Here is a 15,635-nt window from a genome sequence, read left to right as displayed (position 1 = left end):
CGAAAGTCAATCTGTTATAATTTCTAAGGCTTTACACTTGATTCGGCGAGGCATCATTGATTATGGGGGCAACGGGGATGACTTTACAACCTTCACGAATCCGAGATGAATATGTCTCATTTGTACGCTTGGAAAAGAATTATTCTTCATACACCGTTTCAGAATATGAAAAAGACATCAATGAATTTCTTGAATTTTTGAAAGTTGAAGGACTTTCAAGTTTGTCCGACGTCACGTACCAGGTAGCAAGACTGTACGTTACCCGGCTTTATGACAAAGAGTTCTCCAGGTCCACTATTTCCAGGAAAATTTCTTCTGTCCGCTCTTTTTTTAAATTTGCTCATGCCCGGTACGGGATATCCGATATCGCTTTCCGGTCATTGCACCATCCAAAGAAGGAAGAACGGCTTCCGGCTTTTTTTTATGAAGAGGAATTGGAGTTACTGTTCAAAGCCTGTGATGGGCAAGACAAAAAATCCTTACGGGATCGGGCGCTGCTTGAGTTGTTATATGCAACGGGAATAAGGGTAAGTGAACTAACAGGAATCCGCTTGAAAGACCTTGACGACCAACTTGGCATCGTCAAAGTTATGGGAAAGGGCCGCAAGGAGCGCTATGTTCCATACGGTGAATTTGCACAATCGGCATTGAGTGTGTACTTGGAAGAGGGTAGACCCGTGTTGGTAAAGCAAAAAAAGCATGATGTCTTATTTGTCAATTTGCGGGGCGATCCCTTGACGGATGGCGGGGTGCGACATATCTTGAAAATGCTCATGGAGCGTGCGTCCCTTCATTCCAAAATCTATCCGCATATGATCCGCCACACGTTTGCCACGCATCTCCTTTCCAATGGAGCGGATATGCGGACGGTTCAAGAACTGTTAGGCCATAGCCATCTCTCTTCCACACAGGTATATACCCATGTTACTAAAGAGCATTTGAGGAAAACATATATGAATACGCATCCGCGTGCTTAGGAGGATGAATGAATGGAATTTCATGCAACCACGATATTTGCTGTCCATCATAATGGTTCCTGCGCGATGTCCGGGGATGGGCAAGTGACGGTTGGTAATGCGGTCGTCATGAAGCATACCGCTAAAAAAGTCCGCCGATTATTTGGTGGAAAAGTGCTTGCCGGTTTTGCTGGTTCGGTGGCCGATGCCTTTACGTTATTCGAATTGTTCGAAGGGAAATTGACAGAGTTTAACGGCAATCTCCAAAGGGCTGCTGTCGAACTTGCGAAAGAATGGCGAGGAGACCGGATTCTCAGGAAGTTGGAAGCGATGTTGATCGTGATGGATAAAGATCGGTTATTGCTCGTTTCCGGAACGGGCGAAGTGATCGAGCCTGACGACGGAATCCTTGCGATCGGTTCGGGCGGGAACTATGCTTTGGCTGCCGGTAGGGCATTGAAAAAGTATAGCGGCGAGAATATGACGGCTGTTGAAATAGCACGAGCGGCATTGGTGACGGCCTCGGAAATATGTGTCTATACCAATGATCAGATCATCGTGGAGGTGCTTGAATGAGTGGCAGACAGGAACTCACCCCAAAACAATTAACCGCTTATCTCGATCGCTATATTGTGGGGCAAGAACAAGCGAAGCGGGCGGTTGCGGTAGCGATCCGTAACCGATATAGACGAAGCCTCCTGACGGATGAAGAAAAAAGTGAAATCATTCCGAAAAATATCTTGATGATAGGACCAACTGGAGTTGGGAAGACTGAAATTGCAAGAAGAATTGCCAAGCTGGTCAATGCACCATTTGTCAAAGTGGAAGCCACCAAGTTTACGGAAGTGGGATATGTTGGACGCGATGTAGAATCAATGGTGCGTGATCTGACGGAAGCGGCAGTCCGTATTGTCCGCGCCGAAAAACGGGAAGCGGTGAAGGAACAAGCCGCTAAATTGGCTGAAGAGCGTCTTGTTGAACTTCTTGTACCTGGAAGGAAAAGAAGCGAAGGCATACAGAACCCATTTGAAATGCTGTTCGGAGGTCAAAAGAATGTACAGGACGAGCCAGATCAGGCGGAATTGGCTGAGGTTAGCCGGAAACGTTCCGAAATCAAGGCAAGCCTGCTAGCTGGACGACTGGAAGACGAAATGATCACAGTGGAAGTAACGGCTCAGCAACCGTCGTTATATGATGCCTTGCAAGGATCCGGCATGGAACAAATGGGTGCTAATATGCAGGATGCCCTATCATCCTTGATGCCCAAAAAAACGGCTAATCGCAGGATGAAAGTGAAAGATGCGCGGAAGGTGCTTGAAGCGGAAGAAGCCGACAAATTGATTGATCAAGATGAGATTGCACGGCAAGCTATCGAGCTGACCGAACAGTCCGGAATCATATTCATCGACGAAATCGATAAGATTGCCAGCCGGGACGGAGCGGGTTCATCCGCTGATGTTTCGAGGGAAGGTGTGCAAAGGGATATTCTCCCAATTGTGGAAGGGTCGTCAGTTTCGACAAAATACGGCACCGTGAAAACTGATTTCATTCTTTTCATTGCAGCAGGGGCATTCCATATTGCCAAGCCGTCGGACATCATTCCGGAATTGCAAGGAAGATTCCCGATCCGAGTTGAGTTGGAAAAGCTTTCACAAGAAGATTTTACACGAATTTTAAAAGAACCTGACTTCTCTTTGATCCGCCAATATGAAAAATTATTGGAAACGGAAAATGTCTTGTTAGAATTCACGAACGAAGCGATTGACCGAATTGCGGAGATCGCTTTCGAAGTAAATGATAATACAGAGAATATTGGGGCGAGACGACTACATACTATCTTGGAGAAACTACTCGAAGAATTGTCGTATGAAGCAGCTGACATAGGTCCCGCCACCATAAAAATCACACCAGGTTATGTCGATGAAAAGTTGGAAAACATCGTAAAAAATAAAGATTTGTCACAATTTATATTATAAAAAAGGCGTTTTGGTTTATTTAATGATTAAAAACCTTTAGAATATTCTATAAACAGTACCATGCTGAGGAGGAAAATATAAAATGACATTATTAGCTAAAACACGTGAAATCAATGCAATGCTTCAAGAATCTGCTGGAAATCCGGTGAATTTCAAGGAAATGGCGGATGAGTTAAGTAAAGTAATCGAATGTAATGCGTTCATCGTGAGCCGCAGAGGTAAATTATTGGGCCTTAAAATTCATCAGCAAATTGAAAATGAACGAATGAAAAAAATGTTTGAAGAACGTCAATTTCCTGAAGAGTATACAAACAACCTATTTGAAGTACGGGAAACTTCTCCGAACCTTGACGTCTATAGCGAGCATTCCGTATTCCCGAATGAAAATAGGGATTTATTTAAAGAAGGCCTCACTACAATTGTTCCGATCATCGGGGGAGGAGAGCGCCTTGGCACGTTGATCTTGGCAAGATTAAAAGAGCGGTTTACAGAAGACGATCTAATCCTGGCGGAATATGGAGCGACGGTTGTCGGTATGGAAATTCTCCGTGAGAAAACAGAGCAGATTGAAATCGAAGCTAGGAGCAAAGCGGTCGTGCAAATGGCGATCAACTCTCTGTCCTATAGTGAGCACGAAGCGATCGAGCACATTTTCAATGAGCTGGACGGCAATGAAGGATTGCTTGTTGCGTCGAAAATTGCGGATCGTGTTGGAATTACAAGATCGGTCATCGTCAATGCTTTACGTAAACTGGAAAGTGCCGGCGTCATCGAATCCCGATCACTAGGTATGAAAGGGACGTACATCAAAGTCTTGAACAGTAAATTCCTTGAAGAATTAGAAAAACAAAAATCCTAATTAAGCTTTCGTCAGGGTGAGCCTGTCGATATAACTACGAGCTTAATCGAAAATAATTACTTCTTCCTAATTGGGAAGAAGTTTTTTATTTTGAAGCAAGTAAGCAACTCATATGGAAACTATATCCACAAAGGTTGTGTCTAAGGCGAACGACCCAGGATAAGGTGCAGAAGTTTTTCCCATTCGTTAAAAAGGCTATTTTGTACCATGTAATTCATGCCATATTGAATAGACAAAGTTTGACGAAATCCGCTACAATAGGGGTATATGTTTAATTATGAAAGATTAATAGATGTATAATAAATAAAATAGGAAAATGTTATGGGGAAGAAGGGGATATTTTGAACATCTTTGGGTCAACCATTTCCAATTTGGAACGAGGTTTGGATTTTTCGGCTACAAAAGCAAAAGTCATCTCACAAAATATTGCCAATGTCGATACACCAAATTATAAAGCGAAAAATGTCAGCTTCAAGGATGTGTTGGCAGACGTGAAGAACACTTCGCTGCAAGCCCATCGTACAGATGAACGCCACATCCCGTTCCGGCAGCGATCGGCGCATCCTGGTGTGTTCAGCTATTCCAATTTACGCTATCGCCAGGATGGGAACGGTGTCGATATGGACAAGGAACAAGCAGATCTTGCTGCGAACCAAATTTACTATAATGCTCTTATCGACAGATTGAATGGTAAATTTAATACTTTACAAAATGTAATTAAAGGAGGAGGACGTTGACGATGTCAATCTTCCATAGTCTAAATACGTCGGCTTCCGCCTTGACGGCACAAAGGATGCGGATGGATGTCATTTCTTCCAATATGGCAAATATCGACACAACTCGCGGCCGCATGGTCGATGGCGAGTGGCAGCCCTACCGTCGGAAAACGGTCACATTCCAACCACGGGAAGGCCAGTTTGCCACGATGCTGCAAGCAGCGATGGGGAGACCTGTAAAAGGCTCTGCCGGATATGGCGTGACAGTATCCCGAATCAAAGAAGATACTGAAACTCCTTTCAAACTGGTCTTCGATCCGACACATCCGGATGCTAATGAGGAAGGATATGTCTCCATGCCAAATGTAGATCCATTAAGAGAGACAATTGACCTTCTTTCCGCGACTCGTTCCTTTGAAGCGAATGTGACGGTATTGAATGCAAACAAAGCGATGCTCATGAAAGCACTCGAAATCGGAAAATGATATAGGGAGATGAAAAGATGGCTATTCAGCCTTTATCAATCATCCGTCCTGCAACTGGACAAATGACGATTGAAAGCGGAGTCCAACCAACTCCATACGAAGCGCAGCAAAGTTTTGGAAATTTCTTAAAAGCCGCGATGAATGATGTAAACAAGAAGCAGATTGAGTCGGATAAAATGACGCAAAAGCTGGTGCTAGGTGGCGATGTTGAGCTTCACGATGTCATGATTGCGGCGCAGAAAGCATCCATTGCGCTGAATGCAACAATGGAAGTACGCAACAAAGTAGTAGAAGCGTATCAGGAAATCATCCGTATGCCTGTCTGATCGGATGCTCTGTTCTGAATACGTAAAGTGACCGGGGGATTAGAATGAATGAGAGATTAGCGAAAATCAGAGCAGATATACGTGAGTTCTGGTCAAGCCGTACAAAAAATCAAAAAATCACATATATCAGTTCTGCTTCAGCAGTCATCCTACTTGCGGCGTTGTTGACGTTTTTCTTATCCAGAACCGAATATGCACCACTTTACTCGGATGTGCCGCGGGCAGAAATAGGGCGTATTAAAGAAGCCCTTGACAGCCAAGGTGTACCAAACAGAGTGGCCCCGGGTGGAACATCCATTTTGGTGCCTAAGGAACGTGTCGATGAGCTGCTAGTGACTTTGGCGGTGGAGGGAATCCCGAGTTCCGGAACACCGAACTATTCCTTTTTCACTGAAAACGCAGGCTTCGGAATGACGGACAATGAGTTCAATATGGCCAAACTTTCCACTATGCAAAACGAGTTGGCCAGTTTGATCAAAGGGATAGAAGGTGTCAAAGATGCCAAAGTGATGATCACTTTGCCGAACGAAAGTGTGTTTCTGAATGATAGCGTCCAACAGGCAAGTGCTTCTATCGTATTAAAGACAGATCCTGGCCATCAATTCACTGAGCCGCAGATCAGGGCATTATACACCCTCGTATCCAAAAGTCTGCCAAATTTGTCCACGGATGACATTGTTATCATGAACCAATATTCCGAGTACTACGACTTGAGGGATGACACGAATCCTTATGGCACAAGTTTAACCGATCAGATGGCAATCAAGAAGACGATTGAACGCGATTTACAGCGTCAAGTGCAAATGATGCTTGGTACAATGATGGGACAAGATAAAGTAGTCGTTTCTGTTACGACAGATATTGATTTTCATTTGGAAAATAGGGAAGAGAACTTAGTAACACCTGTGGATGAAGAGAATATGGAGGGAATTGCGCTAAGCGTCCAACGGATTACCGAATCGTTTTCCGGAACTGGGGCTGGAGCTGGGGGTACACCTGAGGCGGAAGACCCGACAGATAACCGGACAGGCTTCGTAGAAGGCACTTTCGGGAATGGGGATTATGAGCGCATTGAAGAGACTGTTAATAATGAAGTGAATCGGATTCGCAAGGAAATTGTGGAGAGTCCTTATAAAATTCGGGACCTCGGCATACAAGTGATGGTCGAACCGCCGACGCCGGATGATCCGGCATCCATGCCGCCCGGACTACAAGCGGATATTGAGCGCATACTGTCTACGGTTGTGCGGACATCGCTCGACAAAGCCGCTGCCGGTGATTTGACGGAAGAGGAATTGAATGAAAAAATCGTTGTCTCTGTTCAACAGTTCAACGGTAAACCGGCCGACTTCAGCGAACCTCCAACCAATATTCCATGGTGGGTATACGCAATCGGTGGAGCTCTTCTACTTGTAATCGGTATTCTTGTATTTGCTTACTTCAGGAAGCGCCGGAGAGAAAGGGAGCTCGAAGAAGAACTCGTTATCGAGGAACAGCAAGCTTCAATTGAAGTGGATGATATTAATACTGAAGTGGAAACAGAAGGCACTCTTCGCAGGAAACAGCTCGAAAAGATGGCGAAAGAGAAGCCGGAAGAGTTCGCTAAACTATTACGCACATGGATAGCCGAGGAATGACGGAGGGATGAAGAGTGGTTAAGAAAGAAAAAGGGATGACAGGGAAGCAAAAAGCGGCACTCCTGCTCATTTCCCTCGGTCCGGAAGTTTCGGCGGCGGTCTATAAGCATTTGAATGAAGATGAAATTGAACGGTTGACGCTGGAAATTTCAAGTGTTAAAAAAGTGGAATCTTCCGTGAAGGAAGAAATTATTGAAGAATTCCATAATATCGCATTGGCACAGGATTATATTTCCCAAGGCGGGATCGGCTATGCCAAAACCGTATTGGAAAAGGCGCTCGGGAAAGACCATGCACAAGCAATCATCAATCGACTCACTTCTTCCTTGCAAGTCCGGCCATTCGATTTTGCACGCAGGGCGGACCCTGGGCAAATTTTGAACTTTATTCAGAACGAGCATCCGCAGACGATAGCGCTCATTCTATCTTATTTGGAAGCGGAGCAGGCCGGAATGATCCTATCTTCCTTACCGCAGGAAGTCCAAGCTGATATTGCAAAGCGGATTGCGACGATGGATTCAACATCGCCTGAAGTGATCAGTGAAATCGAAGCGGTGCTGGAAAGGAAACTTTCCTCGACCGTAACACAGGATTTCACGGAGACTGGCGGCGTCGATGCGGTCGTCCAAGTATTGAACGGAGTCGATCGAACGACAGAGAAGACGATCCTCGATGCGCTTGAAATTCAAGATCCTGAATTGGCCGAGGAAATTCGTAAGCGTATGTTCGTCTTTGAAGATATCGTGACACTTGACAATCGCTCGATTCAGCGTATTGTCCGTGATTGTGAAAATGAGGATTTGATTCTCTCACTGAAAGTTTCGAGCGAGGAAGTGAAGGAAGTCCTCTTCAGGAATATGTCGTCCCGGATGGCGGAATCGTTCCAGGAGGAAATGGAAATCATGGGACCTGTCCGGCTACGAGACGTGGAAGAGGCACAATCTCGCATCGTCGGCGTAATTAGAAGGCTGGAAGATTCGGGTGAGATCATCATTGCACGTGGTGGAGGAGATGACATCATTGTCTAAAGTGTATCGCTCCCATCATACGGTATCGGAAGAAGGCAAGAAAAAGAAAATTGGGATCCGGAGTTTCGAAGTCCCGCAGGAGATGGACAGTGAGGCGACGCTATCACTCGATGCTGTCCTGGCAGAACGCGACCGGTTGCTGCATCATGCGAATCTCTCCATAGCCCAAGAAAAAGCGGCCATTGATAGAATGCGGCAAACCGCTGCAGATGACATTGCTGCCTCGAGAGTCGCCTGGGAAGAGGAAAAGCAAGTGTTGCAGCAACAAGCCTATGATGAAGGGTTTCAAGCCGGATTCATGGAAGGTCGGGATAAAGCGTTGGCGGATATGGCCGCCTCCGTCCAAATGGCCAATGAGACAACCGAATTATCCTATAAAAATGCCAATAAATATCTTAATAGCCAAGAACGGGTCATTCTCGAACTGGCCATCCGCTCCGCAGAACGGATCATCGGGCAATTGATCGATAAAGATGATGAGACTTATCTGGATATTGTAAAAAGGGCGTTAAAAGAGGCAAGAGAAATGAAAGAAGTAAAACTGTATGTTTCTCTTGACTATTTTGAGCTCGTTTCGGACCACCGGACGGAACTCGCTTCGATCTTCCCACCTGACGTGCCGTTCCTTATATTCGCGAACGATGACTTCGACGCGACGGAGTGCATCATCGAGACGAATAGAGGGCGGATCGTCGTGAGTATTGATGAACAGTTGAATGAATTAAGGGAGAAGCTCGTCGAAATCATGGAAAGTGGTGATTGACGATGAAAAAGGCAGAACAGTTGACCGAATTCATTCCTAAAATAAAGACTTTCAAAAAGTTTGGACGAGTCATCCGGGTCGTCGGCTTAATGATCGAATCGCAAGGGCCTGAAAGCTCGATCGGCGATGTGTGCCGTATCCATTTGAATAGGCATGGAGGCCCAGAAGCCGTCATTCTCGCTGAAGTCGTAGGATTCCGTGATGAGATAGTCATATTGATGCCCTATACGGACATCCGGGACATCTCCAGCGGTTGCCTCGTGGAAGGTTCAGGGAAACCACTGGAGGTGAAGGTGGGGATGAACCTTATTGGACAAGTGCTCGATTCGATGGGGCAGCCGATTGACGGCCAACCGTTACCGAAGGGCTTGACATCCGTGCGGACCGAGCAAGATCCGCCGAATGCGTTGACACGTCCGACAATCGACGAAAAACTGGCGGTCGGCGTTAAAGCGATTGACACGATGCTTACAGTGGGGAACGGCCAGCGGGTCGGTATCTTCGCGGGTTCCGGTGTTGGAAAGAGTACGTTGCTCGGGATGATTGCACGCAATACGACCGCAGATCTGAACGTCATTGCGCTCATTGGGGAGCGGGGACGGGAGGTCCGGGAATTCATCGATCGCGATCTCGGACCGGAAGGGATGAAACGGACCATTGTCGTGGCGGCCACTTCCGATCAGCCGGCGCTTATGCGTATCAAAGGCGCCTTCACTGCGACAGCCATTGCGGAATATTTCCGCGATAAAGGCATGAACGTCATGTTGATGATGGACTCCGTCACCCGGGTCGCTATGGCACAGCGGGAGATCGGGTTGGCCGTCGGAGAACCGCCTGCGACGCGCGGTTATACGCCATCTGTCTTTTCCATCCTGCCAAAACTGTTGGAGAGGACCGGGACAAACGAGCACGGTGCCATTACAGCTTTCTATACCGTTCTCGTCGATGGGGACGACATGAACGAACCGATTGCCGATGCGGTCCGGGGAATCCTGGACGGCCATATCGTGCTGGATCGGACATTGGCGAATAAAGGACAATATCCGGCAATCAATGTACTGAAAAGTGTCAGCCGGCTCATGAATCATATCGCCAGCCCGGAACATGTCCAATCCGCTGAAAAATTAAGGGAACTCTACTATACCTATAATAAATCGGAAGACTTGATCAACATCGGTGCGTATAAGCGGGGCACATCAAAAGAGATTGACCGTGCAATCGACTACGAACCGCTCATCACTGGATTCCTGAAACAGAGTTACAAAGATAATATTTCAATGGAAGAAAGTATTGAGGAACTGATAGCCCTGGCATCAGGAGGCGGTACATCGTGAAGCCGTACCAATATCGTTTTGAGAAAGTGCTCACATACCGTGAACAGGAAAAGAACGAAACGGAAAGCGCATATAAAAATTCGGTCCAACAATTTGAGCGAGTGGCGACACAATTATATGAAATGCTCAAAAAGAAAGAGGATGTCGTCGAAGAGCAACAGAATAAAATGATGACCGGTTTCTCAATCGACAAAATTCATCACTATGCCAGATTCATTGAAAGTATGGAAATGAAGATATCTGAGATCCAACAGGAAGTAGTCCAGGCACGCATAAAGATGAATTGGTACGAGGAGAAACTTCTGGAAAAAAATTTGGAAGTCCGGAAGTTTGAAAAAATGAGGGAAAAGGATCGGGAGCATCATCGCGCCGAGATGGAGCATCTCGAGGCGATGCAGCTCGATGAATTATCGACGCTGAAGTACCGCAAAAAGGAAAACGGGTGGTAAAGTGGCAAAAAGAAAGAAAGAGACAACTGAATTATCCGGAGTCAACCCGGAAAAAAAACCGGGAATCTTCCAAGTTTTATTACTCTGGTTTATCATTCCCCTCCTATTTGCGGCAGCGGTGATTTTGATCATCGCAAAGTTTGCGGATATCAACGTCTTTGATAAAGCAAAAGAATGGTCTGGACAAATCCCTTTCATTAGTCAGAGTGCGGATGATGAAGAAGCCGAAGGAGAAGATTTATTGTTGGAAGACCGCGTCGTTTCCTTGCAGGCAGAAATACAGGAAAAGGAAGCGCAGCTCTTCAGCCTACAGCAAGATCTGGATAAATCCGAAGAAGAAAAAGAAAAGCTATTAGCCGAACAGGAAAAGCTTTTGGATGAAATAGCGGCTTTAGTCCGAGAGAAAGACGACACCAAACGCAGTTTCAAGGAAGTCGTTTCGACATTCGAAAAAATGTCCGCCAAGGCAGCGGCACCTGTCATAACAAAAATGAGCGATGCCGAAGCAATTCGCATACTAACTAGCTTGAAACCAGACACACTCGCACCGATATTAGAAAAGATGGAGCCGGCGGATGCTGCAAAATATACTTCCATGATGACGGACTCCACAATGGCAGAGTGATGGATAAAAATGCTATACTCTGAATCGAAAGGTGGTGAAAATGTGAATCTATCCGTAATTCAAACGATGGCAAGCATGAATGTAGGAAATATCTCACAAGCTGGAAAAACGACTGGGACAGCCACGAGTGTTGCTGGTGCTACATTCGGGTCAGTGTTTAGCAGTGTTTCTCCTAATCACGCGGTTGCGGTAAATCCGGTTTTGAACCAATCAGGAAAACAAGTGCCAGATGAAACCATCCTTGCAATTTTCAATGCAAATTCTGTTGAGGAACTGGGACAAGCGCTTCAGGAATTAGATCAAAAAGACAATTGTACTATAATGGCTTTGTCGGAAGATAGTACAAAAACTACAACTGAGACATTAGATTATTTAGGGAACATTAGTGGGACTATAAATGCACTCGACATTCAACCAGAACAGCTTATGGAAGGCTTGCACACTTTATTGAAACAGGCTGGCATCAATGAATCGGAAGTGGAGAAGCTCCTAGAAACGGATGATGTTTGGGGGATACTTGCGGCAATCGATCAAGTTGCGCCTCAATTCTTCGAAAGGTTAACTGATTCGTTGGGTGGAAAAGGTACTGTTTCGCAGCAGCAGGCTATTGAGTTGCTGGTCTTGCTGAAAGGCATCACTTTAATAGCACCGAAAACCGATTTAGTGCTAAAGCAGGAACATGATGTCTTTTCATTAGGGAATTACCTGAATTTAGCTGGGGAACGTTTCGAAAATGTTCTAAATTCGAATGTAACTAATAACAATAGCATGGTACAATTAGTCGATGGAAGACAGACGATGCGATTTGTTTCCGCAACAGAAACAAGCCAACCGATGTCAGGTCGAGAAAATGAAAATTCAAAATCCGGACAATCGGATATGAAGAAAGAAGCAGCACAAACCGCAGTAAGTAGTGCACACGCTCAGGTATCCGCCAAAGGTGAGTTTGCTATCTCTGAACTGGAGAATCGGGGCTCGTCCCGGAGCGAAACATTGCTCCGAGAAATGCAGGCGATCATGAGAAGAGCGAACCTCGGCCAGGCCGGCGGAACAAACCGGCTTCTTATTAAATTATATCCGGAGCATCTGGGACAAGTTCGGATTGAATTGTTGGAAACGAACGGCATCATGACGGCACGAATACTTGCATCTACCGCGCTAGGGAAAGAGATGCTCGATAGCCAACAAGCCCAATTGAGGCAGGCATTCGCCCATCAGAACATCCAATTGGACCGACTCGATATTTCGCAGACGATCCAGGAATCCAACCGGGGGGAACGTGACCAGAACGCGTTCAATGGACAGTTTAAACGGGAACAGCAACAGTCGGAAGAACAACAACAGCAATCCGGCGAAGAAGAGATGTCATTCCAGGAATTCATGATTGAGCTGGAGGTATAAACATGGCAACAATCGATGGACAATCACCGATTACGAGTGAGATGTATTTAATTAATAAAAAGCGGGATGAACGGCAAACGGGCCAAGGAACTCTTGGGAAAGATGATTTCATGAAACTGCTCATTGCCCAGTTGCAAAACCAGGACCCTACGAATCCCATGAAAGATAACGAGTTTATTGCACAAATGGCGCAGTTCTCTGCGTTGGAACAGACTATGAACCTGACAAAAGCTTTTGAGAAATTTGCAGAAGCCCAAAATCAGACCCAATTGATCCAGTACAACAACTTTGTCGGCAAGCAGGTCAAATGGCATGAAATCACGGAGAAAACAGGAGAAGATGGCAAGCCGGTCGTCAATGAAGGCACTGGTATGATCGCTTCGGTCAAATTCGTAAATGGTTCTGCGGTATTCACCATGCAGGACGGCAAGGAGCTGACGCCCGGGAATATTTCCGAAGTGCTCGCAAGCTCGGGAGGTTCAGCAAACAGTCTTGTAGAAGCCAGCATGCTCATTGGCAAGAAAGTCGGCTATATGGACGGGGAGGAAGAAGTGACGGGCATTGTCACATCCGTATCCAATAAAGATGGCAAATTACAATATATCCTAGATGATGGAAGTCGCATCGAGGGGAACAGCTTTACATCTATCAGTCAATAAATGATAAACGGAGTGATCGTATGGACAAATTGAACATCCATCGCATTCCATCGCAACCGCTCATCCGCCAAGGAAAACGGATGCAACCAGTCCAAAGCCCGAAGCAAACGTTCCTTGAACATTTGAACCAAGCCGTGCAGCCGGCTGAACTGAAAATCAGCAAGCATGCAACGGAACGCTTGAATGAACGGAACATCCAGATCACGGATGCCGAATGGGCGCACATCACAGACAAGGTCAACGAGGCAAAACGGAAGGGAATCAAAGAATCGCTCGTCTTGATGGACCAAGCCGCACTTATCATCAGTGCCAAAAACTCAACCGTCATCACAGCGATGGACCGCATGGAAGCGAAAGACCAACTATTCACCAACATCGACGGCACCATCGTGCTTAGTTGAAACATGGCAGGACCTCCGACTGAGGATGCCATCGTATGGCCGACCGAATGAGGCCATACATCTTACAATCCGAGAGGGGAAAAAACAAACATGCTACGCTCAATGTACTCAGGAATTTCAGGACTACGAAACTTCCAAACAAAACTAGACGTGATTGGTAATAATATTTCGAATGTGAATACTTATGGGTTTAAAAAGGGACGAACGGTTTTTAAAGACTTGATCTCACAGACGGTGGCGGGGGCTTCAGCCGCTACCGAAACACGCGGAGGCGTTAATTCTAAACAAGTTGGTTTAGGGTCACAAATAGCTGCAATTGATACTATTCATTCAGGAGGCTCTACTCAATTTACAGGAAACACTTTAGACTTAGCGATTTCTGGAGACGGTTTTTTTCAGGTATCTACTGCATCTACAGATTTAAATAATTTAGATGAAGATGAGTTTACATCAGATCCTCTGTATACAAGGGCAGGTAACTTCTATATGGATAGTAGAGGTTACTTGGTAAATTCGGATGGTATGTACCTGGTAGGATATTCTGCTACACCAGAGAACCAGGATACAGAAGGTATTTTAATAGATGAAGACTTTGAAGCTGAGGATTATAGAGATCCGGATAATCGCAAACCAATTATTATACCAACTACTGCAAAGTCAATGAGTATTGGACAAGACGGGACGGTTACATTTGTCAATGCAGCCGGTGAACTTAGATGGGCAGGACAATTGTTAATGGCTAAATTCCCAAATCCAGGTGGACTTGAAAAAGTTGGAGGAAACAATTTTCAAGTGACTTCCAATTCCGGTGATGCTGTGGAAGGGATTGCTACCACGGCAGGAATTGGAAAAGTCGAATCCGGCTTCCTAGAAATGTCGAACGTTGACCTTTCAGAAGAATTCACCGAAATGATCGTCGCCCAACGTGGTTTCCAAGCGAACACTCGTATTATCACAACTTCCGATGAGATTCTTCAAGAACTCGTCAACTTGAAACGATAATCTCTGTTTGCTAGGCTGTTAGATTAGTAAAATCTTTGCTAATAGCCTACAACCAGCGTAGGCGCCTTAGCCGGGCAAGCCGGAGCCATAAGACAAGTAGCGGGTTGTGCTGCTTGGCTTATGGACGGAGGCCTGCCCCAGCGCCGAAGCGGGTATAGAAGAAGACACTGTTTTCCTCCTCCGGGATGCCAGGTACTGCCACAATTCGCAAAGACCGCGAATGGTGTCAGTAGCCAGGCACCCTAGAGGCCCGCGGAAAGCGTCCGCCTGAAGCGGAAATCCGGTGCCAGAAGCTTTATTTTTATACCATAATAGTTCCACGCAAAAAGGAGGGTCGGGCCGGCTCTTGATGCCCGGCCCCTTACATATGATTCAAGTGACACGCCTGAATGGCACGACGTTCACGCTGAACGCACTCTACATAGAAAAGGTCGAGACGTTTCCGGATACGACCATCACCCTAACAACGGGGTCTAAATATGTTGTCCTGGATACGGCTGAAGACGTCAACAGCCGGATCATCGAATTTTACAAGGCGGTCCAGCTGTTGTCGAACCCGCATATCCGAGGTGACCATGATGAAGAATAAAGTGTTGACCATATCCCTTATCATTCTAGTTTGTATTACGTTGATCGGTGTGGTGGCTCTCATTCTTGTTATGCAATTGAAAGACGATGGGAATGAAAAAGAGCCGACCATCGATGAAATTATCGAGGCATCGGTCGATGTCCCCGAAATCACGACCAATCTGGGAGGACGCCAATTTATCCGGATCTCCCTGAAAATCCAGACGGACAATAAAAAAGCTGCGGAAGAATTAACGAAACGCGAATTCCAAGTGAAGAACACCGTCATCCAGGAACTGTCCGAAATGACTTCCAAGGACCTGGAGGGGAAAGTGGGGAAACAGGCCTTCGAAGATGCGCTGAAATCCCAATTGAACCCGCTCATGCAGGAAGGCGAAGTGCAAAAGGTGTACATCACTTCGTATATCATTCAATAACCGTTACGCCTGAC

19 protein-coding genes are annotated in these 15,635 nt (G+C 46.0%); all 19 read left to right on the top strand.

Annotated features, from left to right (window positions below; genetic code table 11):
- The first annotated feature begins 77 nt into the window (after positions 1–77).
- The 19 genes from xerC to fliL all read left to right on the top strand — a co-directional run bounded on the left by xerC (position 78) and on the right by fliL (position 15,621).
- Positions 78–977 carry a tyrosine recombinase XerC gene (gene xerC, locus AB1K83_RS01250; protein ID WP_413056330.1) on the top strand — a complete coding sequence of 300 codons (900 nt, stop codon included), beginning with the start codon at positions 78–80 and terminating at the stop codon, positions 975–977.
- Between the two features lie 12 nt (positions 978–989).
- Complete coding sequence (gene hslV, locus AB1K83_RS01245; protein ID WP_413056329.1) at positions 990–1,532, top strand: ATP-dependent protease subunit HslV; 543 nt, start codon at positions 990–992, stop codon at positions 1,530–1,532.
- On the top strand, positions 1,529–2,932 hold the full coding sequence (gene hslU / locus AB1K83_RS01240; RefSeq protein WP_413056328.1) for an ATP-dependent protease ATPase subunit HslU: 1,404 nt from the start codon (positions 1,529–1,531) through the stop codon (positions 2,930–2,932). The genes hslV and hslU overlap by 4 nt, the downstream gene beginning before the upstream one ends.
- Before the next feature lie 82 nt (positions 2,933–3,014).
- The gene (gene codY / locus AB1K83_RS01235) at positions 3,015–3,791 is read left to right on the top strand and encodes a GTP-sensing pleiotropic transcriptional regulator CodY (RefSeq protein ID WP_413056327.1); all 777 of its coding nucleotides are present in this window, start codon (positions 3,015–3,017) and stop codon (positions 3,789–3,791) included.
- 341 nt (positions 3,792–4,132) lie between these two features.
- Entirely contained in the window at positions 4,133–4,528 is a 396-nt protein-coding gene (gene flgB / locus AB1K83_RS01230; RefSeq protein WP_413056326.1) for a flagellar basal body rod protein FlgB, read from the top strand.
- Between the two features lie 2 nt (positions 4,529–4,530).
- Complete coding sequence (gene flgC / locus AB1K83_RS01225) at positions 4,531–4,992, top strand: flagellar basal body rod protein FlgC (RefSeq protein WP_413056325.1); 462 nt, start codon at positions 4,531–4,533, stop codon at positions 4,990–4,992.
- A gap of 17 nt (positions 4,993–5,009) precedes the next feature.
- Positions 5,010–5,318 (top strand): flagellar hook-basal body complex protein FliE, encoded by a 309-nt coding sequence (fliE, locus tag AB1K83_RS01220; RefSeq protein ID WP_413056324.1) that lies wholly within the window; start codon positions 5,010–5,012, stop codon positions 5,316–5,318.
- 44 nt (positions 5,319–5,362) lie between these two features.
- The gene (fliF, locus tag AB1K83_RS01215) at positions 5,363–6,955 is read left to right on the top strand and encodes a flagellar basal-body MS-ring/collar protein FliF (protein WP_413056323.1); all 1,593 of its coding nucleotides are present in this window, start codon (positions 5,363–5,365) and stop codon (positions 6,953–6,955) included.
- Between the two features lie 14 nt (positions 6,956–6,969).
- The gene (fliG, locus tag AB1K83_RS01210; RefSeq protein WP_413056322.1) at positions 6,970–7,983 is read left to right on the top strand and encodes a flagellar motor switch protein FliG; all 1,014 of its coding nucleotides are present in this window, start codon (positions 6,970–6,972) and stop codon (positions 7,981–7,983) included.
- On the top strand, positions 7,967–8,746 hold the full coding sequence (gene fliH / locus AB1K83_RS01205; protein WP_413056321.1) for a flagellar assembly protein FliH: 780 nt from the start codon (positions 7,967–7,969) through the stop codon (positions 8,744–8,746). The genes fliG and fliH overlap by 17 nt, the downstream gene beginning before the upstream one ends.
- A gap of 2 nt (positions 8,747–8,748) precedes the next feature.
- On the top strand, positions 8,749–10,080 hold the full coding sequence (fliI, locus tag AB1K83_RS01200; RefSeq protein ID WP_413056320.1) for a flagellar protein export ATPase FliI: 1,332 nt from the start codon (positions 8,749–8,751) through the stop codon (positions 10,078–10,080).
- The gene (gene fliJ / locus AB1K83_RS01195) at positions 10,077–10,529 is read left to right on the top strand and encodes a flagellar export protein FliJ (protein ID WP_413056319.1); all 453 of its coding nucleotides are present in this window, start codon (positions 10,077–10,079) and stop codon (positions 10,527–10,529) included. The genes fliI and fliJ overlap by 4 nt, the downstream gene beginning before the upstream one ends.
- Position 10,530: 1 nt before the next feature.
- The gene (locus tag AB1K83_RS01190) at positions 10,531–11,154 is read left to right on the top strand and encodes a MotE family protein (protein ID WP_413056318.1); all 624 of its coding nucleotides are present in this window, start codon (positions 10,531–10,533) and stop codon (positions 11,152–11,154) included.
- A 42-nt stretch (positions 11,155–11,196) separates the two neighbouring features.
- Entirely contained in the window at positions 11,197–12,555 is a 1,359-nt protein-coding gene (locus tag AB1K83_RS01185) for a flagellar hook-length control protein FliK (RefSeq protein WP_413056317.1), read from the top strand.
- Positions 12,556–12,557: 2 nt separating this feature from the next.
- Positions 12,558–13,214: a flagellar hook assembly protein FlgD gene (gene flgD / locus AB1K83_RS01180; RefSeq protein ID WP_413056316.1), complete on the top strand. Its 657-nt coding sequence runs from the start codon at positions 12,558–12,560 to the stop codon at positions 13,212–13,214.
- Between the two features lie 20 nt (positions 13,215–13,234).
- Positions 13,235–13,615 carry a TIGR02530 family flagellar biosynthesis protein gene (locus AB1K83_RS01175; RefSeq protein WP_413056315.1) on the top strand — a complete coding sequence of 127 codons (381 nt, stop codon included), beginning with the start codon at positions 13,235–13,237 and terminating at the stop codon, positions 13,613–13,615.
- A 90-nt stretch (positions 13,616–13,705) separates the two neighbouring features.
- Entirely contained in the window at positions 13,706–14,617 is a 912-nt protein-coding gene (gene flgG, locus AB1K83_RS01170; RefSeq protein ID WP_413056314.1) for a flagellar basal body rod protein FlgG, read from the top strand.
- A 367-nt stretch (positions 14,618–14,984) separates the two neighbouring features.
- Positions 14,985–15,206 carry a flagellar FlbD family protein gene (locus AB1K83_RS01165; protein WP_413056600.1) on the top strand — a complete coding sequence of 74 codons (222 nt, stop codon included), beginning with the start codon at positions 14,985–14,987 and terminating at the stop codon, positions 15,204–15,206.
- Positions 15,193–15,621: a flagellar basal body-associated protein FliL gene (gene fliL, locus AB1K83_RS01160; RefSeq protein WP_413056313.1), complete on the top strand. Its 429-nt coding sequence runs from the start codon at positions 15,193–15,195 to the stop codon at positions 15,619–15,621. The genes AB1K83_RS01165 and fliL overlap by 14 nt, the downstream gene beginning before the upstream one ends.
- Positions 15,622–15,635: the final 14 nt, after the last annotated feature.

It is taken from the genome of Sporosarcina sp. 179-K 3D1 HS (assembly GCF_047228905.1).
GTDB lineage: Bacteria > Bacillota > Bacilli > Bacillales_A > Planococcaceae > Sporosarcina.
Note: the sequence above shows the minus strand (reverse complement) of the source record. Positions and strands in the feature narration are given on the sequence as shown.